22 protein-coding genes are annotated in these 21,842 nt (G+C 58.8%); 7 read left to right on the top strand and 15 right to left on the bottom strand.

The genetic code is table 11. The features are described from left to right. Positions 1-11 precede the first annotated feature (11 nt). The 7 genes from NBH21_RS25805 (at position 12) to rfbH (ending at position 8,155) form a co-directional block, all read left to right on the top strand. Positions 12-380 carry a hypothetical protein gene (locus tag NBH21_RS25805; protein ID WP_250913813.1) on the top strand — a complete coding sequence of 123 codons (369 nt, stop codon included), beginning with the start codon at positions 12-14 and terminating at the stop codon, positions 378-380. Next, positions 377-913, top strand: a complete 537-nt coding sequence (locus NBH21_RS25800) for a hypothetical protein (RefSeq protein ID WP_250913814.1) — start codon at positions 377-379, stop codon at positions 911-913. Before NBH21_RS25805 ends, NBH21_RS25800 begins: the two co-directional genes overlap by 4 nt. 216 nt (positions 914-1,129) lie before the next feature. Next, positions 1,130-2,338, top strand: a complete 1,209-nt coding sequence (locus NBH21_RS25795) for a glycosyltransferase family 2 protein (RefSeq protein ID WP_250913815.1) — start codon at positions 1,130-1,132, stop codon at positions 2,336-2,338. A gap of 113 nt (positions 2,339-2,451) precedes the next feature. Further along, entirely contained in the window at positions 2,452-3,603 is a 1,152-nt protein-coding gene (gene glf, locus NBH21_RS25790; RefSeq protein ID WP_250913816.1) for a UDP-galactopyranose mutase, read from the top strand. Positions 3,604-3,825: 222 nt separating this feature from the next. After that, entirely contained in the window at positions 3,826-4,881 is a 1,056-nt protein-coding gene (locus NBH21_RS25785; RefSeq protein ID WP_250913817.1) for an NAD-dependent epimerase/dehydratase family protein, read from the top strand. After that, on the top strand, positions 4,874-6,691 hold the full coding sequence (locus NBH21_RS25780) for a thiamine pyrophosphate-binding protein (protein ID WP_250913818.1): 1,818 nt from the start codon (positions 4,874-4,876) through the stop codon (positions 6,689-6,691). Before NBH21_RS25785 ends, NBH21_RS25780 begins: the two co-directional genes overlap by 8 nt. Positions 6,692-6,796: 105 nt before the next feature. Next, positions 6,797-8,155, top strand: a complete 1,359-nt coding sequence (gene rfbH, locus NBH21_RS25775) for a lipopolysaccharide biosynthesis protein RfbH (protein ID WP_250913819.1) — start codon at positions 6,797-6,799, stop codon at positions 8,153-8,155. A 165-nt stretch (positions 8,156-8,320) separates the two neighbouring features. On the opposite strand, the gene NBH21_RS25770 is transcribed toward rfbH, so the two are convergent. The 15 genes from NBH21_RS25770 to NBH21_RS25700 form a co-directional block, all read right to left on the bottom strand. Continuing rightward, entirely contained in the window at positions 8,321-9,424 is a 1,104-nt protein-coding gene (locus NBH21_RS25770; protein WP_250913820.1) for an FkbM family methyltransferase, read from the bottom strand. A gap of 1 nt (position 9,425) precedes the next feature. Continuing rightward, complete coding sequence (locus tag NBH21_RS25765; protein WP_163903435.1) at positions 9,426-10,529, bottom strand: N-acetylneuraminate synthase family protein; 1,104 nt, start codon at positions 10,527-10,529, stop codon at positions 9,426-9,428. Between the two features lie 14 nt (positions 10,530-10,543). Then, positions 10,544-11,683 (bottom strand): CDP-glucose 4,6-dehydratase, encoded by a 1,140-nt coding sequence (rfbG, locus tag NBH21_RS25760; protein ID WP_280924926.1) that lies wholly within the window; start codon positions 11,681-11,683, stop codon positions 10,544-10,546. After that, complete coding sequence (rfbF, locus tag NBH21_RS25755) at positions 11,683-12,453, bottom strand: glucose-1-phosphate cytidylyltransferase (protein ID WP_250913822.1); 771 nt, start codon at positions 12,451-12,453, stop codon at positions 11,683-11,685. The genes rfbG and rfbF overlap by 1 nt, the downstream gene beginning before the upstream one ends. 60 nt (positions 12,454-12,513) lie before the next feature. Then, the gene (locus NBH21_RS25750) at positions 12,514-13,275 is read right to left on the bottom strand and encodes a TylF/MycF family methyltransferase (protein WP_250913823.1); all 762 of its coding nucleotides are present in this window, start codon (positions 13,273-13,275) and stop codon (positions 12,514-12,516) included. A gap of 90 nt (positions 13,276-13,365) precedes the next feature. Beyond that, positions 13,366-14,181 (bottom strand): class I SAM-dependent methyltransferase, encoded by an 816-nt coding sequence (locus NBH21_RS25745; protein WP_250913824.1) that lies wholly within the window; start codon positions 14,179-14,181, stop codon positions 13,366-13,368. A gap of 135 nt (positions 14,182-14,316) precedes the next feature. Continuing rightward, positions 14,317-15,894: a CDP-glycerol glycerophosphotransferase family protein gene (locus NBH21_RS26210; protein WP_250913825.1), complete on the bottom strand. Its 1,578-nt coding sequence runs from the start codon at positions 15,892-15,894 to the stop codon at positions 14,317-14,319. A gap of 205 nt (positions 15,895-16,099) precedes the next feature. Continuing rightward, positions 16,100-16,366: a flagellar biosynthesis protein FliQ gene (gene fliQ, locus NBH21_RS25735; protein ID WP_099056668.1), complete on the bottom strand. Its 267-nt coding sequence runs from the start codon at positions 16,364-16,366 to the stop codon at positions 16,100-16,102. A gap of 91 nt (positions 16,367-16,457) precedes the next feature. After that, a complete protein-coding gene (gene flgD / locus NBH21_RS25730) occupies positions 16,458-16,886 on the bottom strand; it encodes a flagellar hook assembly protein FlgD (RefSeq protein ID WP_250913826.1) in 429 nt (142 codons plus the stop codon). Next, on the bottom strand, positions 16,880-17,326 hold the full coding sequence (gene flbT / locus NBH21_RS25725) for a flagellar biosynthesis repressor FlbT (RefSeq protein WP_250913827.1): 447 nt from the start codon (positions 17,324-17,326) through the stop codon (positions 16,880-16,882). The genes flgD and flbT overlap by 7 nt, the downstream gene beginning before the upstream one ends. Further along, a complete protein-coding gene (gene flaF, locus NBH21_RS25720; protein ID WP_250913828.1) occupies positions 17,323-17,670 on the bottom strand; it encodes a flagellar biosynthesis regulator FlaF in 348 nt (115 codons plus the stop codon). The genes flbT and flaF overlap by 4 nt, the downstream gene beginning before the upstream one ends. A 51-nt stretch (positions 17,671-17,721) precedes the next feature. Next, positions 17,722-18,750, bottom strand: a complete 1,029-nt coding sequence (locus NBH21_RS25715; protein WP_250913829.1) for a flagellar hook-associated family protein — start codon at positions 18,748-18,750, stop codon at positions 17,722-17,724. 2 nt (positions 18,751-18,752) lie between these two features. Further along, positions 18,753-20,195 carry a flagellar hook-associated protein FlgK gene (gene flgK, locus NBH21_RS25710; protein WP_250913830.1) on the bottom strand — a complete coding sequence of 481 codons (1,443 nt, stop codon included), beginning with the start codon at positions 20,193-20,195 and terminating at the stop codon, positions 18,753-18,755. Between the two features lie 19 nt (positions 20,196-20,214). After that, complete coding sequence (locus NBH21_RS25705; protein ID WP_250913831.1) at positions 20,215-21,486, bottom strand: flagellar hook protein FlgE; 1,272 nt, start codon at positions 21,484-21,486, stop codon at positions 20,215-20,217. 232 nt (positions 21,487-21,718) lie between these two features. Next, on the bottom strand, positions 21,719-21,842 hold a 124-nt coding region (locus tag NBH21_RS25700), incomplete at its 5' end, for a winged helix-turn-helix domain-containing protein (RefSeq protein WP_342452042.1).

Below are 21,842 nucleotides of genomic sequence, written 5' to 3'. Positions count from 1 at the left end.
GGTGATTTAAAATGGAAGTAGTCAACCACGAATACCGTATCAAGACGGTGCTCGGCCGGCTCGAAGTCATCATTGACAACGAGAACCAGCGCATCGGCACGGATCCGGATTTCGACTTCAAGCTCTCGAATGCGCACAAGAGCCGTTGCCTCTACGAACTCACCATGCTGTTTCGCGACACCGATACCCGCGAGGTCGCGGCGACCTATCTCGAACAGCTTCACGGCCTGAAGGCCAAGCTGGACCTCAACGCCCGCCGGGTGGAAGCTCACATGCGCGCCGTACGCGCGGTGACCGAACTCTTGAAGAACGCGGCGCAGAACGCCGATGACGACGGCACCTATTCGCAGGAACAATTCCTCGTTCGTGAGCGGAAATGATCAAGATCCTTCTCGTCGGCCTGTGGGTTTGCGCTCTGACACTGGGCGGCGTCTATGCCGCCGTGTCGTTCAGCGGCAAGCCGGGTGAAAATGCCGAAGCCAAGGCCGAAACGCCGACCGAATACGTCGCCGGCGAGATCCTGAGCCTGCCCGTGGTCACGGACAACGCGGTGACCGGCTATTTCCTGGCGAAGGTCTCGGTGACCGTCGACAGCGAAAAGGCGAAGAAGGTCCACCTGCCGATCGCTCCTTACATCACCGACCAGCTCTTCGGCCTGCTGGTAGGCGATAAGCTCATCGACCTTCCGACCGCAGGCAGTTTCGACGTCGCGGGCCTCAAGACCAAGGTCAAGGACGGGATCAACGGCAAGGTCGGCGAGGAACTGGTCACCGGCGTCATCGTCGAGCAGCTCGACTTCCTCTCCAAGGCGGACCTGAACTCGGGCGACCCGAAACGCAGGTCCTCGACCATCAAGATCGCCGAGGGTGAAAAGCCGCCGGTGTCGGCCAAAGCCGAAGGCGCTTCGCATTGATGATCCGGCCCCGCCGCAACGTGCTCCAGAGCACGGCGGCGCGCCGGTGGAGGCCTGCGGCCGCTCTCCGACAGACATCGTCCGGTCGCAGCATTCCGGCCGCGGCCACCATCGAACTCTCTGAAGCAGTCCTCCTACAGCCTCGCGAAAGCCCCGCCTGTTAATAAGGCCAGAACCGGTTTCTCCGCGTCCAGATCAACAGCAGTCCCAGGCTCCATGATGCAAAACTCCGAAATCCTGCTGTCCATATGCGTACCCACCTATAACAGGCAGTTCATGCTCGAGAGGAATATCAATTTCCATCTCGAGAACTTCCGACGCCTCGGCATTCCGTTTGAGATCGTCATCGTCGACGATTGCTCGACCGATAGCACCAACGACTATCTCCAATCGCTGGCGGGCACGCCCGAACTCAGCCATTACCGCCGCATCAAGAATTCCGGCTTCGTCAGCAACTACGCCTTCGCCATGCGTCGTGCCCGTGGTCGCTATGCCGTATTCCTCGGTGACGACGACCTGCTGATTCCGGAAAAGGTCGTCGAGTATGTCAGGATCATGGAAACGGATCCGGGCATCGGAATGGTTCAGGCGCCGTGGATGCTCGTTGACGCGCGGCCCGGTCGCGGCGACATGGGTCCCTTCTATCCGGTTCCCGGTCCGACCCGCTTCGCCAAGGGCGATTTCAAGGGCCTCCTGCGCTTCATCCTCGGCCATCACGCTTTCCCGGAATTCCTGATCATCCGGCGCGACGTGCTGCAGAAGACCATTTCGGGCGCGACGCCCTTCATCTTCTGGGCCTTTCTGTTCACCACCCGCGCGCTCGACAAGACAGACATCCTGTTCATGCCGGAACCGTTCGCACGTGTGACGGCCGTCTCGGACGACCCGCGCCTGCAGCAGGGCAACAACGAGTGCATGTTCCAGTGGGACACCTATCGCGGCGGGCTGGAATACCTTGCCTCGCAGATGTGGAAGGACAAGTTCCCGACGACCCAGGAACGCTTCGATCTCACGCAGGAGATCGTCCAGTTCATGCAGCACCGGCAGACCGTTGCGCTTCGCCTGCATATCCAGGCGAAGAACTGGGTGGAAGCCTATGTTCTCTACCACCGCATGTCGGCATACAGCTCCGCAAAGCTGCAGGGCGCCTCGATCGACATGATCCAGAAGCTTGCCGGCGCAAGCCTGGCTGCGACGGAAGCAGCGGGATTCAGCACACTTCCCATCATTCTGGACCCGATGGTAACCAGCGACATCGTCGATCTCCTGCCCGAAAAGGTGAAGGAACGGCTGACGCGGGATGTCCCGGTGGAGGACGATGGCACAGCACGCGCCTGGCTGCGTCTCGATCCGCGTTTCGGCGAACCGATGAAACGCCAGGACGCTGCATTCGATATCAGCAGCTATATCGAGCAATTCATCTGATGTGATCCCTCATGGTCCCCGCCTGGGGACCGTTCCCGTCCATCGCAGGATCATGTCGAGGGACAGCGCCTGCCGTCCCGGAGGGAACTGACAGACGGAGACGGGAGAAGGACATGACGAAACGGATATTGGTCGTGGGGGCCGGCCTTTCGGGGGCGGTGATCGGCCGCCGGCTGGCGGAAGCAGGCCATGCCGTGACGATCATCGATCAGCGAGACCACATCGCCGGCAACTGCCATACCGACCGCGATGCCGAGACCGGCGTCATGGTTCATGTCTATGGCCCGCACATCTTCCATACCGACGACGAGGAAGTCTGGCACTACGTCAACAGCTTCGAACGCTTCATGCCCTATGTGAACAGGGTGAAGACGACGAGCGGCGGCCACGTCTACCTGCTGCCAATCAACCTGCACACCATCAACCAGTTCTTCGGAAAGACGCTGCGCCCGGACGAGGCGAAGGCCTTCATCCAGTCGCTTGCGGACGAAACCATCGGCGAGCCGAAGACCTTCGAGGAGCAGGCGCTCAAATTCGTCGGGCGCGACCTCTACGAAGCCTTCCTCAAGGGATACACGGTCAAGCAATGGGGCTGCCAGCCGGACGAGCTTCCGGCCAGCATCCTGAAGCGCCTGCCGGTGCGCTTCAACTACGACGACAACTACTTCTTCCATCGTTTCCAGGGCATGCCGGAGAACGGCTACACGGCCATGATCGGCAAGATCCTCGATCACGAGCGGATCGAGGTGAACCTCGGCCGGCGCTTTGACCGGGCGGAAGCCGAGAGCTTCGATCACGTCTTCTATTCCGGACCGATCGACAGCTACTTCAGCTATGAATATGGCCGCCTCGGCTATCGTACGCTCGATTTCGAGCCATTCCGCTACGATGGCGACTATCAGGGCTGCGCCGTGATGAACTACGGCGATATCGACGTTCCCTATACCCGCATCACCGAACACAAGCATTTCTCGCCTTGGGAAAAGCACGAGAAGAGCATCTGCTACCGGGAATATTCGCGCGCTTGCGGGCCTGACGACATCCCCTATTATCCGATCCGGCTTTCGGACGAGAAGGCGCTGATTGCGCAGTATGTCGAGCGTGCCCGGCAAGAAACCGGCGTCACCTTTGTCGGTCGTCTTGGCACCTATCGTTACCTCGACATGGATGTCACGATCCGGGAAGCGCTCGACACGGCTTCCACCTATCTGGCAAGCGTGAGCGAGGGCGGCAAGGCCATGCCGGCCTTCTGCGTCGAACCATAAGGCGGGTTTCGTGGGGATGCCGGTCTGCTCAGGCGGCAGGCCACAGGACAGCTTAGGGCAAGGTTATCGCTCTAGAAATCCGGATGTTCGAGAGTGGGGATCATGTCGCTGCATCGCAGATGATTTGGCCATTGAACCCCGCTGGACACATCGAACGGCACAAGTCGGAATCGCCGGCGGTCTGCGAGTTCCTCATCCAAGGCGGGCTTTATGAGCTTGGGCATGGCAGTCATGAACAAAACCTGGTCCCTGGCCGATGACCTGGAAGACGTGTTTCAAAGGTCGGCATCCGTCTGGGCGGAATTGCGCGGCGCGCGCATCTTCCTGACCGGCGGCACAGGTTTCATCGGCTGCTGGCTGCTGGAGACCCTGAGGCACGCCGATCTCGCACTCGACCTCGATATCAAGGTCTCCATCCTGACACGCGATGCTGGCCGCTTCTCGCAGAAGGCCCCCCACCTCGTCGACCATCCCTCCTTCGAGTTCATCGAGGGCGACATCATCGACTTCGCCTTTCCGAAGGAAGGCTACACGCACGTTATCCACGCGGCCACGGATGCGAGTGCCCATCTCAACGAATTCGAACCAGACCGAATGTTCGACGTCATCGTTGCCGGCACACGGCGCGCCCTCGACCTTGCGGCAGAGAAAAGGCCGAAACGGTTCCTGCTTCTCAGTTCCGGGGCGGTCTATGGCCAGCAGCCTCCCGAAATGCACCATGCGGTAGAGACCTTTCTCGGCTCGCTCGATTGCACCAACCCGCGCAACGCCTATGCCGAAGGCAAGCGGGCTGCCGAGATGCTGTCAGCCATCTACGGTCGCAAGCACGATCTCGACATCGTGACCGCGCGTATCTTCACCCTTCTCGGGCCCTACATGCCGCTCGATACGCATTTCGCGGCCGGCAACTTCATTCTCGATGCGATGAACGGACAAGGCATCGTGGTGAAAGGGAACGGCCGGCCACGCCGGTCCTATCTCTACGCGGGCGACCTTGCTGTCTGGCTCTGGCATATTCTCGTCCATGGCGCCAAGGGCAGAGCCTATAATGTCGGCTCCGACGAAGACATCTCGATTGCCGAACTCGCCACTTGCGTGTCCCGGACGATAGGGACCGGCGAGACGACCGTTCTCGGGGCCAACGATACCGGCTGGAACGCCGGACGCTATGTGCCCGACACGACGCTTGTACGAACCGAACTCGATCTTCATGCGACGGTGCCTCTGGAAGAGGCGATCCGCCGAACTGCCTTATGGAACGGATGGCACCATGCCTAAAATGAAAGTATCTGACTGGGTAGCCGAATATCTTGCAGGACGCGGCATCAGCCATGTCTTCATGGTCACCGGCGGCGGCGCCATGCACCTCAATCACTCGCTCGGCTCGCACCCCCAGATTGAATGCGTCTTCAATCACCATGAGCAGGCCTGCGCCATGGCGGCGGAGGGTTATTACCGGGTGAACAACAAGCTCGCCGTGGTCAATGTGACCACCGGTCCGGGCTCCACCAATGCGATCACCGGCGTCTACGGCGCCTACACCGATTCAGTGGGTATGCTGGTTCTGTCGGGCCAGGTGAAGAGAGAGACCACTATCCGCTCCACCGGCCTCGGCCTTCGTCAGTACGGGGACCAGGAGGTCGACATCGAACATCTCGTCCGCCCCGTCACCAAATACGTCCACATGGTCACGGATCCCACCTCGATCCGCTATCACCTCGAGAAGGCTCTCTATCTGGCAACGTCCGGACGGCCCGGCCCGACCTGGCTCGATATTCCGATCGACGTTCAGGGCGCGCTGATCGAGCCCACCGAGCTTGAAGGGTTCCAGCCCGACGAAATCGAGGAACCCTGGAAGAAGACGGCGCTCGACAAGGCGGGCGAAGCGATCCTGAAGCGTCTTGCCTCGGCGCGCCGCCCGGTGATCTATGCCGGCAACGGCCTGCGGTTGAGTGGTCAGGCCGAAACCTTCCTCAAGCTGGCCGAAAAGCTGCAGATACCTGTCGTCACCGGTTTCAGCGCGCATGATCTCGTCTGGGACGGCCATCCGCTCGACTGCGGACGTCCCGGCACCATTGGCGACCGCGCCGGCAATTTCGTCGCCCAGAACGCCGATTGCCTGCTCGTTCTCGGCACACGCCTCAACATTCGCCAGATCAGCTACAACTGGAAGTCATTCGCTCCGAAGGCCTTCAAGATCTGGGTGGATATCGATCCCCTGGAAATGGAGCGGCCCAACGTTTCCGCAGATATGCCGGTGGTCGCAGACCTCGCCGATCTCCTGCCCGTCCTCCTGCGTCTGCCTTATCACAGGCCAGCTGCCACGCACGATTCCTGGCTTTCCTGGGCCAAGGAAAGGCGCGCCCGTTATCCCGTTGTGCAGCCAGAATACTGGAACAGCAAGGAGGTCAATCCTTACTGCTTCATGGATCGGCTTTTCGCCCATCTCCCCGACGATGCTCTCGTCGTCACCGCCAATGCAACAGCATGCATCACCAGCTTCCAGGCTGGCCGATTGAAGAAGGGGCAACGCCTCTGGTCAAACTCCGGCAGCGCAACGATGGGCTACGACTTGCCCGCCGCCATCGGCGCATCCAAGGCGCGGGACAACGGCAATGTGATCTGCCTTGCCGGCGACGGCTCCATCATGATGAACCTGCAGGAATTGCAGACCATCGTCAGCAACCGCTTGCCGATCAAGATCTTCCTGCTCAACAATGCCGGCTATGTCTCGATCTTCCAGACGCAGCGAAACTTCTTCAACGGCGAGGAAGTCGGCGCCGGTCCCCGTAGCGGTGTGACATTCCCGGATTTCGAGAAGCTGATGAAGGCATTCGGCTTCGACTATGTCCGCGTGCACGAGACCTCGGAACTGGACGACGGGCTGAAGCAGGCTCTGGCCATTGAGGGACCGGTCGTCTGCGAGGTTATGTTGGACGGAAACCAGCCGTTTGCGCCGAAGCTCAGCTCCCGGCAGCTGCCCGATGGCACGATCGTCTCGCCGAGCCTTGAGGACATGGCGCCATTCCTTTCCCGCGAGGAGCTGATGGAAAACATGCTCTCCGAAGAGCTGGACGTTCAGGCATAAAGTATCGCCACAGAGTCCAAGAATGCCGTGTCTCTTTGTTTCGCAGCAAGGTCGGACGGAACAAGAACTCTCAATTTTCCTGAAATTGTTCTAGGAACCATCCCGATGTCCGAAGCAGAACTCCGAAGCAAGATCCTCGAACTGGTGGCGCAATACAACGAACTCGTTTCGGTGCCGCGTCCCTTCGAGAAGGGGCAGACGACAGTTCCGCCGTCCGGCAAGGTCATCGATGGGCGGGAGCGTTCCCTCATGGTCGAAGCGGCGCTGGACGCCTGGCTGACCACGGGCCGTTTCAATACCGAATTCGAGAAGCGTCTTTCCGCCTATATCGGCGTCAAATACCTGATGACGGTGAATTCCGGCTCTTCCGCCAATCTCGTTGCCTTCAGCGCCCTGACCTCGCCGAAGCTTGGCGAGCGGGCCATCAAGCCGGGAGACGAGGTGATCGGTGTCGCCGCCGGCTTCCCGACGACGGTCAATCCGATCCTGCAGTTCGGCGCGGTTCCGGTCTTCGTGGACGTCGACATCCCCACGTACAATATCGATCCGCAGCTGATCGAACAGGCCATCACTCCGAAGACCAAGGCGATCATGCTCGCCCACACGCTCGGTAACCCGTTCAATCTCGCCGTGGTGCAGGCGCTTTGCGAGAAGTACAATCTCTGGCTTGTCGAAGACTGCTGCGACGCACTCGGCTCGACCTATGACGGCCGGATGGTCGGCACCTTCGGAGACATCGGCACGCTCAGCTTCTACCCTGCGCATCATATCACCATGGGTGAAGGCGGCGCGGTCTTCACGCGCCACAAGCGGCTGGGCGTGATTGCGGAATCCTTCCGCGACTGGGGTCGCGACTGCTTCTGCCCGCCTGGACAGGACAATACCTGCTTCAAGCGCTTCAACTGGAAACTGGGCGAGCTTCCGCACGGCTACGACCACAAGTACACGTATTCGCATCTCGGATATAATCTGAAGATTACCGACATGCAGGCCGCTTGCGGGCTGGGCCAGATGGACCGTGCCGACGAGTTCGTGGCGAAGCGCCGCGAGAACTTCGCCTTCCTGCACAAGCGTCTCGCAGCTTGCGAAGAATTCCTGATCCTGCCAGAGGCGACCCCCAACTCCGATCCATCCTGGTTCGGCTTCCCGGTAACGCTCAAGCCGTCCTCGCCAATCTCGCGAGTGGACCTCCTGAAGTATCTCGACAGCCGCAAGATCGGAACGCGCCTGCTGTTCGCCGGCAACCTCACCCGCCAGCCCTACATGAAGGGTCGGAACTACCGGGTATCGGGGGACCTCAGCCGGACAGACACGATCATGACGGATACGTTCTGGCTCGGGATCTATCCAGCCCTTGGCGAAGAACAGCTCGACTATGTTGCGACCGAGCTGGAATATGCATTCGGCATTCGCTCGGCTCCCGCAAGCGAAGCCGCTATGGAAGCCGGCCGCGTCTACGGGTGAGAAACCCCGACGCGCCGGATAGAAAGCGGGATCGTTTCTCGTAAGGGACGATCCCCAGGCTCAAATAATTAGAGCGCCCTTTGCATGTCCGACCGGACGTACAAAGGGCGCTCTAAACGTTTTTGCCAGTTACTCAGAAAAGAAGGCCGCCAGCTTGGCGGCCGCTCATCGCGATTTCGGGACTGCGTAGAGAACCGAGTCGAAGCTGTTGAACATGTGCTGGCGGATATGGAAGGCGTAGTCGTCCACCATGGAGGCCAGCAGCAAGGGAATGCGCCAGAGATCGTCGGGCTTGTGATACAGGGACAGGCAGATCACCGGCCGTCCGTCCTTGATGATCCGTTCGGCACCCTTCAGCGCGTCGATCTCGCCACCCTCGATATCCAGCTTGAGAAGGTCGATGGTGGTGTTGGTGAAGAGATCGTCCAGCTTCGCCGTGGCGACGCGGTTGGTACCATTTTCGCTGATCGCGCTGCCTTCACCATCGTCCGACCAAGAGAGGATCCGATAGCCATCGGAAAGCGCCAGAGGCAGGCACCGTACGTTTGCGGAGCCGCCGGCAACCTTGGTCACGAGGCGCGCATAATTATCCGGATCCGGCTCGAACAGATAGGCTTCCGTCGGCTCGACATGACTGCACAGTGCCCTGAAGGAATCGCCGTCATAAGCGCCGCCATCGACATAGCGAAGGCTCTCCTTGCCGAGATACGGCAGCGTCAGGTGCGAGAAATACTGCTCTTCCTCATGCCGGACCTGCGAATAATCGAGGTCCCGTCCCATGCGGAAACGAATGATCCGCTGGAAGGTCTCGCGGCTGGTCTCGTCATCGAGCAAGGCATAGGCAGCGCCAATGCTCTCGATATCGTCCCGGAATACCGATGCGGACGAAAGCCAGTACCGGCTGCCGAGCAGACCGGCGAGTTGCCCGTAATAATCGACCGGCCAGTGGACCGAACCGATACCGGTCTCCCGCAGGACAACGGCGATATCGAGATAGGGCGCTTCGCGGTTGAATATGCCGACCACGAGTTGGTCGTCCGGCCCGAACTTTACCTCGCCGGCAGCCCTGACAGGCAGGGAGAGCCAACTCTCCTTGCCCGGACGGGTTTCGACGAAACCGGAGACCGTCGCACCTTTCGCCTGCAGGGCGCGCGCGACGGCGGTTCCAAAACCGCCGGTACCGTACACCCAGACCGGTCGGCCCAGATCTATGTTCCCGGACGCCTCGTCGGCACCCAGGATCTCGGCCTTGAAGCTATCCGGCAGCATTTCAGAGACCCCGGTTGGTGATCAGCGAACGCAGGGACTCGTTTTCATGGTAAGGACCGCCGATATGATCGATGGTCAGCGGCTTGTCGGCTTCGATTGGCTCGATGAGCTTTTCACCGCTGATCACTTCGCGAACGGACAGCTGTCCCTTCCGCAACGGGATGGCCATATAGAAGTCCCGCTCGAAGGATTCCTTGGTGACCACGTAGCCCGGAGCCAGATCCCGGCGGGCGTAGACGCCGCGAACCAGAGCATCGAGATACTCGATCTCCTTGCGGGAAATGACGCGGCGGCGGTCGCTGTAGCCACCGCACATTTCCTGCGCTTTCTTCAGCGCCTTGAACCAGGTGTCGCATTGATGCGGCAACGAGCAGTAGGACGAGACCGGAACGCCTTCGTATTCGATATCGATATGCCGTTCCCAGGTCCGCACGCCCTTTGCGTAGGACATGAGCATGGAAGACGACCAGTCATTGTACTCATGGGTGGAGAACCCGATGATATGGTTCGGATACCGGTTCTTGAGATAGTTGATCTGGTCGAGGTTGAGATCGGAATCCTCGGACGGATAGAGCGAAACGCAATGGTTGATTGCGAGCGGGACATCCCGCTTTTCGAAAAAGTGAACAAGGTCGTCCAGATCCCGCTCGGACGCGCCGCCACTCGATACGATCACGGGCCGACGCGTGCTGACGATCTTCTCGATCAGCAGCCAATCGTTCATGTCGGACGATGCGATCTTGATGATCGGCATATCGAACTCGACGCAAAGGTCCACCGATGCTTCGTCAAACGGCGTGGACATGGGTATGCACCCCAGCGTCCTGATCTCGTCGACCATGCGGGCAAACTCGGCCTTGGTCAGCTTGGTCTGTTCGGTCTTCTTGATGTAGCGGATTTCTTCGCTACCCTTGAAGCTCGGGTGCACGAACTCGTCGACATCGCGAAACTGCAGCTTGATCGCGGCCTTGACGTTATTGTAGCGAACAATCGTGGCGTGATCCCGAATGATCTTGAGCCCGCGTTCGACGCTGCCCCAGTGATTGTTGGCAAGCTCGAGGACAAACAGGTTCTCAAAGAGATCCTTGTCGCGCTGACTGACCATGTATGCTCCTTTGCTCATGTTCTTACGGCCGCTACCCGCGGAGCTTTTTCCGCAGGCGCCGTTGTCTGTTCTTCCGTTCCCAGCTGTCGGCCAGTGTCCGCACGGTGAATGGCAATCTGGCGGATCGTCAGATCGCGCATGCTATTCCCGCCTTCGGCGCTTGCCCTGTACCAGTCTGTCGTGTGCTGCAGCGCCGTCTCAAGCGCCCATGCAGGTGCCCAGCCCAGTCGTTGCCGCGCCTTGGAACTGTCCAGCTTCAGGTAATGCGCTTCATGGGGTCCCTGGACCGCGTCGAGCGTCCATCGCGCGCCGCTTCCCCACATGCGGGTGATGCGATCAACGATCCATCGAACCGGCTTTGCATCGGTATCCGAAGGGCCGAAATTCCAGCCCTCGGCGAATTCGGCGCCATCGGAATAAAGGCGCTCCGCGACTGCCAGATAGCCGGAGAGAGGCTCCAGCACGTGCTGCCAGGGACGCGTGGCATCCGGGTTGCGAACACAAACCGCCTCGCCACCGGCAATCGCGCGAAAGATATCCGGCACCAGCCGGTCTTCCGCCCAGTCGCCGCCGCCGATCACATTGCCGGCCCGTGCACTGGCGAGCGCAATCCTGCCCCCCTCATTGAAATAGGAGGAGCGGTAGGCCGCGGTTACAAGTTCGGCGCAGCCCTTGCTCGACGAATAAGGGTCATGACCGCCCATGGGGTCGATTTCCCTGTAACCCCAAAGGCTGCCCTGATTATCGTAGGCCTTGTCCGAAGTGACGTTGACGATGGCCCGGATGCTGTCGATGCAACGCGCGGCGTCCAGAAGATGGACGAGCCCCATCACATTGGTGGCGTAAGTCTCGACAGGCTCCCGATAGGAGCGACGCACGAGCGGCTGGGCCGCCATGTGGATGACGATCTCCGGTTGCGCGGCCTTCATTGCGGCGGTCAAGGCCTGCGGATCGCGAATGTCGCCGATCACTGAGGTCATACCGCGGCCAACTTCGGCAATCCTGAAAAGCGTGTTCGGGTCATCAGGAGCATCAAGCGCAAACCCTGTGACGCTCGCCCCGAGTTCCTGCAGCCAGATCGAAAGCCAGGACCCCTTGAACCCCGTATGGCCGGTCAGAAAAACCCGTTTGCCCTTCCAGAACTCGGGGGTCATCAGTCCCACCCTTTCCAGGGGGCTTTCTTTTGTGCCCAGAGTTCCTCAAGATAATTCTTGTCACGCAGGGTATCCATCGGCTGCCAGAAGCCCCTGTGGAAAAACGCCCCCAGTTCGCCGTCGCTGGCAAGTCCTTCCAGAGGCTCCCGCTCCCACAACGTTTCATCACCCGCGATCCGGTCCAGAACATTGCGCGACAGAACGAAATAGCCGCCATTGATCCAGCCGCCATCGCCAGAAGGTTTTTCGACGAAAGACGAGACCATGTTTCCGGAAATCTGGAGTGCACCAAAGCGAGCGGGCGGCTGCACGGCGGTCAGCGTTGCCTCTTTTCCATGGGAACGATGAAACTCCAGGAGACCGGTGATGTCGATGTTGCCGACGCCATCGCCGTAGGTCATGCAGAAATCATCATCGTGGAGATAATCGGCAACGCGCTTCAGGCGTCCCCCTGTTGCCGTGCTCTCGCCCGTATCGACGAGCGTGATGCGCCAAGGTTCGCCCTTCTTGGAGTGAACCTCGACGGCGTTCTGCTGTATGTCGATCGTGATGTCGGACATATGAATGAAGTAATTGTTGAAATACTCCTTGATCATATATCCCTTGTAGCCGCAGCAGATGATGAAGTCGTTCAGGCCGTGGGCCGAATATGTCTTCATGATGTGCCACAGCACCGGCTTGCCGCCGATCTCGATCATGGGCTTCGGCCGCAAGACCGATTCCTCGGATATGCGTGTGCCGAGACCACCTGCCAATAGAACGACCTGCATATTGCTTACCGCTATCCTTCGTTCAGAACGATTTCACTTGAAGTTCAGGCAAGGCGCTCATCACTCCACCACGAGATAGGAAACCAGGGGATCCTCCCTGAAACGCTGGATCCGGTAGGAGCTCAGTCCAAGCACCTCTTTCACCGCGAGTGTCTCGCCGGGAAACTGTGGGTGGCAAAGTTCATCGAAGGCCAGCACCGTACCGCGGGTGACCCTGTCCTTGATCAGTTCCAGGCACTTCTTGGTCGGCTCGTACAGGTCGAAATCGAAATAGGCGAAGGCCACCATCGTTTCGGGGTGCTCTTCCAGATAAGCGGGCAGCGTCACAAGGGCGTCGCCCTTCATGAGAGTGTGCTTGCGGATATGGGAGATCGGGCTGTTGGCTTCATGCAGTGCCAGAAGCTTCCCCAGATAATCCTCGTAGTTCTCGGTAACCGTGTAACCGCCAACCTTTACCGAAGGCGCTTCGCCATCTTCCGAGCTGACATGGGGGAAGCCTGAGAAAGTATCGAAGCCCACGATCTTGCGATTGAAATTATAGGGCTCGTACATGCCACGGAAGGCTTCGAACATGGCCATGTTCTGGCCCCAGCGGACACCGAACTCAAGGACGACGCCGTGGACATTCAGGATCTTCTGATACAGCTGGTTCATCGTCAGCATGCGGGTCAACGCCTGCCGGCTGCTGAAGAGACCGAGATTGTTGAGCAGTTCGTCTTCCGGTAGCGGGTTCTCTCGGAAAAGCCTCAGGACCTCCTTGCGTCGTTCGGACTCCGACGCGGTCTGTTGCCTGTTGATATCGATCGAGGAACCATTGGTCATAAGGTGTTTATCCTGCAGCTTTCCAAGAAGGCAGCCGCGGACGAATCGTCTTACGGCTCACTTCCTTTTTCCTAGGCCACGGGGATTGCACTAGGCTTGCGCCGCGTCTTTCGGCTTGCGCCTGCAAAGGATCTGGAACACCGCCTGGCAGTTCGCACCGCCCTTCATGTTGAGCTCACGATAGGCGATCTGCTCGATACCGTTGGCCTCAAGCAGTTTCTCCAGGGATCGTCTGGAGAAGAAATTGATGTGCTCGTGCCAATGACGCTTCTTCCCGTAAGGGGATGCACCGCCATGGTCGGCGGCGTTCATGATATCCTCGTAGGGCAGCTCGATGTAGAGAAGGGTCTTCTCGTTCATCACGGACACCATGTCCGCGATAAGGTCACCGGGATACGGTACGTGTTCGAGTACATGCGAACTGACGATCAGGTCGTAGTGTGTTTGCTTCAGTTCGGCTTCGCTTACGCGTCGCGTACCCGGAAGCGTTTCCTTATCGCTGATCTCGTAGATGTCGATCTGGTTCTCACCGTGCCGGAACGGGCTGTTCTTGCCGGTGTCTCCGCCCCAGTCCAATATCTTTGCAGGAAACGAAAGATGCGGGGCGATAAAGGATTCGACCTCGTCCATGAAGTTCATACCGGCATTCAGGCCGTCATTGCGTGCCTTGTAGCCCGGTTCGTAGCGCTCCCGAAGCTCCGTGTATTCCTCTTCCCGATAGGCATGGTAGAGCGAAGCCAACTCGCTGTCCGAAAACCGGATATCGAGAAACACGAAGCCGCAGTCCCGGCAGTAAAGGGAATTGCAGACCGAATAGGCCGATCCCTGCCTGACGGTCTTGAGACCCCAGCTCTCGTCGATCACGACCGGCTCCCAGCCAAGCGCGCGGTGGGCGACGAAAGGCATCAGTATCGCCGGCTGTCTGTCGATGTCGCTGCTTCCGCAACATACACATTGTTTGGCGATGAAACCGCGCCGGGTAGCTTGAGACGTCATGCAGTTATGTCCGGGTCCTGCTGGGGAATTTGGGTAATCTGGATCTCAGGAAAGGCTCGCGCCCTCGATGATGCCGTCGGCGATTTCGTCGAGAATGCGCTCGGTGGGCGACCTGCCGGCCGGTATCATGGCCTCCAGCAGTGCGCGCCGTTCCTCTTCACGCTCCCAGGGCTTTCCATTGCGGTATTCATCGACGACCGCTTGCATCTCCGCAAAATCGGTGACGACATGGGCCGCGGCTTCTGCGAGCTTGCCAAGATCGTTCAGCGGAACGTGACGGCCGGAATCGAAGAAGACGAGCGGCTTGTTGAAGAGCTGGTATTCCAGCAGGAACGAGACGCCATCAGTGATGAGCAGGTCGGACGATGCGAAGAGTTCCGCATACTGCCCGTGGCAGATCGAGCAATTTTCGAGGGCGGACCACTGCGTGAAGAAATTGTCCAGCTCGAACTTGCTGATGTGTCCCTCGCTGGTTGCAATGCCATAAAGCGCCGGATGCGGCTTCATCACGAACTCGATGTCGGGGCGCGCCATGGCCCAGTAGAGCATCTGCTTGTAGATCTTGTGGAAGACGCCGAAGGCGAGCCACATGTTGCCGAGCGAGTGGTGAGGCGCCCACACGACCCGGAACGCCTTGCGGTCCCCCTTGCTTTCGATCGGCCACTGGTCGCTGCCGACGGCCTTCAGAAGGGTGTCGTATTTGGGATTGCCGGAAATGATCACGCGCGAAGGATCGACGTGCTGATAGCTCTCGACGATATCCTTGTTACGCTTGACGTCGACGAAGATGCGCCATGCCACCCGCTGGAAGGGTTCGTCGTAGCCAAGCGCCATGGTGCCGGCACTGGTGTCCTTGGACACGTGAGCGACGATCGAGCTTGCATATGGCACGAAGCAGATCTTCGCGAATGACATTTCGCTTACGCGGAAAGCCGGGGGAACGTCGCGTTCCCACTGAGACTGCCGGAAAATGACATCCGGCATCAGCGCCTGGAGGATGGCGAGGCCCTCGAAGGAATCCTGCATGCCCAGCCTGAGGTGTTTGACACCCGCCTTGGTCAAGGCACGGCTGGTCGCGTCTTCGCCGCCGAAGCCCTGCTCTCCGGGGTAGTTCCGGTTGATCGTGACCACAAGCGGCTCAAACCGATCATCCGCCTGCATGGCCTCGCAGATACCGCCAAGAGCATCCCAGGTGTCGACGGAGTGCACGAGAAATACGCACCGGATCCTGCCCGCAACCGGCGCAAGCTTGCGATAGGTCAGCTGGCCGAGCGCCTTGATTGCATGAAGCTGTCCACGAACTGCCGGATCGACGGCCGGCGCTGGGGAGTTGAAATGCTTCTCGCAGACCCCAAGCAGATTCTTGTGCGATTCCGTCAGGATACCCTGGATGTGCGCTATATCCCTGACAAAGGGAACGACATCCTTGTCGAGCGTCGTTGCATGCTTCTGGATTTCACCGAAAAGCCCGCCAACGGCGTTAGCCAACTCCAGATGAAACGCCTCGGTGAGCTCCTGCCGCTCCTTCAGCGCGATGATTTCGTTTCTTATTTCAAGAAGCAGCGCCTCGGCACTGGAATCTTCGCCGATTTGTCTGCTGAAGGAATCGAGGTTCACAGGCACGCCCTTTCTCATTTTGGGCGAGGCTAGCGTCCCTTCCTTGCGTCAGACTGATTACAGGAGATGGCTGCCGAGTTCAGCGAGAAGGCGTCCAAGTATGGCAGTGAACCACATATAACAGCTGCCGGCGACTTGCCCTTCGGTGCAGCAAATCTACCAGGGACTACTTACGTCCTGTCGACCGGCCCAGGCGCGGGATATTTCCCGCTCAGAAGCCCGATTGTACGCGGGAGAAGACGAGATTGGTAAACAGCGAGATTTGTGCCCCGACAAAGGGAGCGGAGAGCGCAATGGCGACCATGACGGCGATGATCTTCGGCACGAAGGTAAGCGTCATTTCCTGCACCTGCGTCAGTGCCTGGATGAGCGCGATCGTGACACCGACCACCATGGCGGCAAGAACCGCAGGGCCGGACGCGATGAGAACCGTCCAGATCGCATTCCGCAGGATGTCGAGAGCGTCGGCTTCGTTCATGACGTACTTCTTTGTCCGGTAAAGCAAGAAAGACCGGCAGCGCAGACCGCCGATCTTCCATGTTTCCTTATAACCGATTCTTAAGGCCGGATTAAGAGGCCGGTTCGCCGACGATGATACCATTTTCGATGGTGATCTCTTTGCCGTCGGTCGTCGTCGCAACCATGCCGTCCGAGGTGACAGACACATAGGCAACTACGCCGGTGGTCTTGCCGTCGGCACTTTCGAGAGCTTTGCCGACATAGGATGCCGCATTGGCCAGGTTGCTCTGGCCGATCATGGTCTCGAGATTGGTGTTGGTCTTGATCGTCTGCTCGACCTGGGAGAAGGTCGCGAGCTGCGAAATCTGCTCGCTCGCGTCCATCGGATCGGTCGGATCCTGGTTTTGCATCTGCGCGATCAGCAGCTGCAGGAAGCTATCGTAGTCGAGCGAGGCAGAGGCGGCGTCGCTTGCTGAGGTGGAAGACGTCGTCGACGCAGTCGACGTCGTAGACGTGGCGGAACTGACTGCGGTCACCATGGAGCGATCTCCCTTCTAAGTTCCTTGACAACTGCCGGGGTGATTTCATTGCTGTTCAGGATAGCCTCTTCGGCGGGGTAGAGCCCGCGGATCGCCTTGAGGGCATCGAACGTGCGGCCCGACGAAACCTGAGCGTCGACGCGCTTCAGTTCCGTGCGGATTTCTTCATTACGGAAGCACGAAAGGAGCATCGAGATCGACTTGCGGAAGAGCGCAAGCGACTGTTCCTTTCCTTCCGGATTGATGAGGATCATCTGCGCAATGAAGTAAAGCTGGCGCAGGGGCGTCGTCGTGTCCTCGGGCTGAAGAACATGGTTCTCCAGAAGGAACGTGACATCGTTCAGAAATTCAATGGATACCTTGCGATCAACCCGCAGGACGGCACCGTTTACGAAGATCTTTTCGCCCGATTTCAGAGAGAGGCGGAGAGTGCTTTTCATTTTAATCCATCCCGGATGATGGTTGTCACGTCAATGATGGCCTGGTAATTCTGCGACTTGCGCTTGCGTATCTGCTCGCACTCTTTGAGAATCCAGATTGCTATCGAGATTAGGTTAGCTCTTAGTTCAACACCGAGTTCATTCTCTGGCTGTTTAAGGTCCTCTATGAAACGCAACCATACACGCCGCGTGTAGTAGATTGCCTCGATTGCTTCCTTGCCGTACCGTTCAGCCTCTTTCGCCGCTGTGAGATATTCGATCGACCGAGTTAAAACCTGGCGTTCCCTTTCTCTGGCGAGGGTAAGATCATCTTCCATGATCTCCGCATATGAAAACTGGAACATCTACTTTTCCTTCATGGTTTTACATTCCGTCGCTCATCAACGTCGATGCTGTCAGAGATAGTTTACAAGACTGAGGTTCAGTATCTTGGAAGTAATCGTGTAAGAGGTTTCGATCTGTGTCAGCAGTGTCGTCAACCGCACCGATGCTTCCTCTGTATCCACGCCGATCAACCCGGTAAGCTGGGTATCGATGATCGACTTCTGATCACCCATGTAGGTATTGGCCTTTTCCACGCGCTCCTGCGAAAGACCGAGCAGGGAGCGCTGGCTGTCCAGCCCGGTGATCGCGGAACCGGAGTAATTGGTGGCCTGCGCATTCACGACACTCAGGGCGCTGGCATTCAGGCCCGAATTCACGAGCTGCGACGATACCACTGCCGCGAGAACAAGGCTCTTGAAACCGTTGGTGTTGGCGCTCGTCGATGTCGATACGGTTTCCGATGTGCTAATGCGCGTCGACATCGTGGTGTCGGATGCGTTAGTCCAGGACGACCAATTGAAGCCCGTTTCGTAGTCCGAGAGAAACTGCTGCATCTGCGCTTCAGTAATATCGGAATTCGACGTGATGCCGTTTGCCGTCTTGAAGGTCGAGAACGCCGTGTTGAAATCCGCCGTGACGTCGGTGATGAAACTGTCGTCCAGCGTCTGAACATCCGTGCTGATGCCGGAAAACAGGTACTCGCCGTTCACAGCCGAATTCGAGTAGCTGACAAAGTTCTCGAGCGTTGCCATCGCGGTATCCGCTGCAACCTGGAGACTGCTTGAGTCGGAGTTGCCGCTGAGCGCGATGATGGAGTCCAGCAGCGACTGCGAGGAGTCCGACATGTTGGACAGCGCAAGCTGCGAGGATTCCATACGCTGCTCGGCCAGCGCGTTTGCGTCCATGATCGACTGCAGACGGCTGCTTTCGCGGGAATAGTCGAGGCTCGTCGAGGTACGCGTGCCGAGTTCGATCCCGACATCCTCATAGGTGCCGGTTACCGATTCCACTTCGAGCTTGGAGACTTCCGCCATGGAGTTGGAGACGGTCAGCTGCATGGCCTTGCTGATGGCCAGCGAGGAGATGTTTGTCGTCTTCATGGTTAGCTCGCGGCCTCCATCAGGCTGGCCAGCATCTCATCGACCGTCGAAAGCAGCTTGGACGCCGCCTTGTAGGACTGTTCGATATCGAGCAGCAGGATGAGTTCTTCGTCGAGATTGACACCGGTCGTATTGGAATAGGCTTCCTCGGACCTGTTCAGCATGGCCGAGGTATTTTCGGCTGCCGTCGTCGCGTCGCTGCGATACTCTTCGACCCATCCGACGGAGTCGGTGGCGTAATCCAGCAACGTTGCCTTGGTTGAAATGTTGGCATCGGCATCGAACGTCATCTGCGTCTCGAAGCCAGAGACATATTTGTAGAGCAGATCCGAGAAACCGGCGGCACTTTCCGTGTTCTGGTCGATGCCGGCGATGTCACCGTCACGCAGCGAGCTCGGATCCGACTGGGCGGTCGGGGAAACGGTGATCAGACCCGCCAGGCCGGGGATGATATCCGCGGTCTCGAAATCGACCACCGAGGAATCGACAGTGGTGAAGAGACCCGCGATTGCCGAACCACCTGCGTCCGTCTCGGAAAATAGCAGCATCGTGCTGCGGGCAATTTCATCGAGCTGGTTCTGGTAGCCGGGATAGACCTCGTCACGCAACTGCACCAGTGCCTGGAGAGAGCCCATGGCGGAAGTGCTGCTGCCTTGGCCGGCAGGAAGCGCAACACCGTCGATGTAGACGGCGTTACCGACCGTATTCGCATCGTAGGCCGTCGTCGCTTCGAACGAGACCTTCCGTGGAACGGTCTCGAACAGGGTCACGCCGGTCGTGGTGTAAATCGCGATGTCGTTGTTCTCGCGTACCGTCGTCGAGACGCCGATGATCTGCGAAATCTGCTTAAGCAGGCTTTCGCGGGTGTCGAGAGCATTGTTGGCATCGCCACCGCTTGCCGTCAGCCTCTTGACCTCGTTGTTGACCTTCTCGAAGTCGGTCAGGAGCTGGTTGAGCTTGTCGACTGTCGTCGCAATCTCGCCGTCGGTGTCGGCGCGCAATTCCTGGACTGCATCGGTCTGCTGGTTCAGCGAAGTGGCCACGTCGTTGGCAGCCGCGACGGCTGCGGCAGCCAGCGTGGAATCGCTCGGCGATGCCGCATAGGTCTGCAATGCCTCACGCAGGGCAGAGAGGGATTCGGACGGTGTCGCCGAATACTCGTTGCCGCCCATGACCGAATTCAGTGTTTCGAGCCCGGCCAGAAGGCTTTGCTGGCCGCCGTCGTCGGCGATGGATTGCAGCACCTGCTTCAGCAGTGCTGCGTCCTCTGTGCGTTCCACCTTGACCGTCGTGGCACCCGAATAGGCATTCGTGGTGGTCACCGCAGTGCGTCGATTATAGTCGCTTGTCGTAGCACTCGAAATATTCGTCGACACGACCGAGGTCTGAGTCGATGTATTGCTGAAAATTGACTTTGTTGTATTCAACGCAGAAGCGAGTGACATTCACGATCTCCCGAAAGGATTACCGGACCAGATTGATGAGCACATCCATCAGGTCGGAACCGGTCTGGAATACCTTGGAGTTTGCAGTGTAGCTGCGCTGGGCCTCGATCATTTCGGTCAGTTCCGAAGCGAGGTCGACGTTCGAGGTTTCGAGCGCGCCTGCCACGATTTCACCGAAGCCAGAGGTTCCGGCAAAGCCGATGGTGACGACGCCGGAGGTGGCGCTGGTACGGTAGACGTTGCCGGAATAGAGCGTCAGGTTATCCGGGCTCTCCACGGTCGCAAGGGCGATCTGGTAAAGTGCCTTCGGGTCGCTCTTGGCGTAGGTGGCGTAGACCGTGCCGTCCGAATCGACTTCGATGCCGAGCATCGCTTCTGCCGGGCTGCCGTTGGCGCTACCCTTGGAGATGGCCGATTTGGCGGAAAGCTGGGTCATGCCCGACATGTCGAAGGTCACCCCGTTCACGTCGATGGTGAAGTCGGTGGCGCTACCGTCGACGGTGGCCAGCTTGCCGTTGGAATCGAATGTCATATCGACGGTGGTGATTGCCGCCGACGAGTACGGGAAGCTGCCGCCACCCGAGGTGTTCGCATCGGCGGCGTTGTACACCGAGACTTCCCAGGTGCCGGCAGCCGTCTTGGTATAATAGAAGTCATAGGTCATCGAGGCGCCGACGGAATCGTAGGTGGTGACCGAGGTCTTCAGAATGCTGTCGGAGTCGACGTCGACGGTAGAGTTGTTGTCGCTCGCGTAGGAACCCGCCGCCACGATGTCGGCGGAATAGTTGAGGTTACCGGTCAGCGAGCCGGTGGTGGTGGCGACCGCCGTCAGACCCGTGTCGGAAATCGTGATCGGCGTCAGGCCATCGTAGGAGTTGACGACCGTGGTCGGCGAACCGCTGCTGGCCGAATAGCCGAGAAGGATGTAGCCGGCGTCGTTGACCAGATTTCCTTCGTCATTGAGCGTGAAGGAACCGGCGCGCGTCAGGAAGATGTTGCCGGCCGTGTCCTGCACGATGAAGAAGCCGTCGCCCTGGATGGCCAGGTCGGTGCCGGAGGTGGTGTATTCCAGCGCACCCTGCTCGGAGACGGAATAGGAGACATTGGTCTCGACGCCGCCGGAGTTGTAGTTGCCCGAGGTCGAGGGCAGAACCAGCGATGAAAAGGACGTCGAGGCCTTCTTGTATGCCGTAGTGCTGGAATTCGCGATGTTGTCGCCGACGGTGCCCAGGCGATTCGCTTGCGCGTTCATGCCTGACACGGCCGTCTTCATGGTTCCAAAAAGGCTCATTTCGAATCCTCGCTTTAGTGATTGCCTCACGTTAGGTATCGTTCCTTGCGTGAAGCTGTCTGAAATACAGGGTTGAAAAAGCTTGGATCGGTCAGCCGCATCATGACCGGATTCCAGATGCGATCCGGCCCCCGCTCGGGACCCGGAACTTCGCTTTACAGAACTGAAACTCTGATGTTTTTTTCGACCTGGCCGGTCGGAGCGGGCGGATCATCCGCCCGGGGAAGTGATGTCACTTCCAGTCGATGCAGTATCCGAGGAACCGCTTTGAATCGACGGGATCGAAACCGAGCTTTTTGCGCAGTTTCTTCCTGAGCTTTGAGATGTGGCTTTCGACGACGTTTTCTTCGACGTCT

This window comes from Ciceribacter sichuanensis (genome assembly GCF_024055605.1).
GTDB classification, from domain to species: Bacteria; Pseudomonadota; Alphaproteobacteria; order Rhizobiales; family Rhizobiaceae; genus Allorhizobium; species Allorhizobium sichuanense.
The sequence above is the reverse complement of the archived record's forward strand: the minus strand, read 5'-3'. Positions and strand labels throughout refer to the sequence as shown.

Excerpts from the sequence above, each read along its gene's own strand:
- NBH21_RS25805 (WP_250913813.1), top strand. The coding sequence starts at position 12 with ATGGAAGTAGTCAACCACGAATACCGTATCAAGACGGTGCTCGGCCGG.
- NBH21_RS25800 (WP_250913814.1), top strand. The coding sequence starts at position 377 with ATGATCAAGATCCTTCTCGTCGGCCTGTGGGTTTGCGCTCTGACACTG.
- NBH21_RS25795 (WP_250913815.1), top strand. The coding sequence starts at position 1,130 with ATGATGCAAAACTCCGAAATCCTGCTGTCCATATGCGTACCCACCTAT.
- glf (WP_250913816.1), top strand. The coding sequence starts at position 2,452 with ATGACGAAACGGATATTGGTCGTGGGGGCCGGCCTTTCGGGGGCGGTG.
- NBH21_RS25785 (WP_250913817.1), top strand. The coding sequence starts at position 3,826 with ATGGCAGTCATGAACAAAACCTGGTCCCTGGCCGATGACCTGGAAGAC.
- NBH21_RS25780 (WP_250913818.1), top strand. The coding sequence starts at position 4,874 with ATGCCTAAAATGAAAGTATCTGACTGGGTAGCCGAATATCTTGCAGGA.
- rfbH (WP_250913819.1), top strand. The coding sequence starts at position 6,797 with ATGTCCGAAGCAGAACTCCGAAGCAAGATCCTCGAACTGGTGGCGCAA.
- NBH21_RS25770 (WP_250913820.1), bottom strand. The coding sequence starts at position 9,424 with ATGCTGCCGGATAGCTTCAAGGCCGAGATCCTGGGTGCCGACGAGGCG.
- NBH21_RS25765 (WP_163903435.1), bottom strand. The coding sequence starts at position 10,529 with ATGGTCAGTCAGCGCGACAAGGATCTCTTTGAGAACCTGTTTGTCCTC.
- rfbG (WP_280924926.1), bottom strand. The coding sequence starts at position 11,683 with ATGACCCCCGAGTTCTGGAAGGGCAAACGGGTTTTTCTGACCGGCCAT.
- rfbF (WP_250913822.1), bottom strand. The coding sequence starts at position 12,453 with ATGCAGGTCGTTCTATTGGCAGGTGGTCTCGGCACACGCATATCCGAG.
- NBH21_RS25750 (WP_250913823.1), bottom strand. The coding sequence starts at position 13,275 with ATGACCAATGGTTCCTCGATCGATATCAACAGGCAACAGACCGCGTCG.
- NBH21_RS25745 (WP_250913824.1), bottom strand. The coding sequence starts at position 14,181 with ATGCCTTTCGTCGCCCACCGCGCGCTTGGCTGGGAGCCGGTCGTGATC.
- fliQ (WP_099056668.1), bottom strand. The coding sequence starts at position 16,366 with ATGAACGAAGCCGACGCTCTCGACATCCTGCGGAATGCGATCTGGACG.
- flgD (WP_250913826.1), bottom strand. The coding sequence starts at position 16,886 with ATGGTGACCGCAGTCAGTTCCGCCACGTCTACGACGTCGACTGCGTCG.
- flbT (WP_250913827.1), bottom strand. The coding sequence starts at position 17,326 with ATGAAAAGCACTCTCCGCCTCTCTCTGAAATCGGGCGAAAAGATCTTC.
- flaF (WP_250913828.1), bottom strand. The coding sequence starts at position 17,670 with ATGTTCCAGTTTTCATATGCGGAGATCATGGAAGATGATCTTACCCTC.
- NBH21_RS25715 (WP_250913829.1), bottom strand. The coding sequence starts at position 18,750 with ATGAAGACGACAAACATCTCCTCGCTGGCCATCAGCAAGGCCATGCAG.
- flgK (WP_250913830.1), bottom strand. The coding sequence starts at position 20,195 with ATGTCACTCGCTTCTGCGTTGAATACAACAAAGTCAATTTTCAGCAAT.
- NBH21_RS25705 (WP_250913831.1), bottom strand. The coding sequence starts at position 21,486 with ATGAGCCTTTTTGGAACCATGAAGACGGCCGTGTCAGGCATGAACGCG.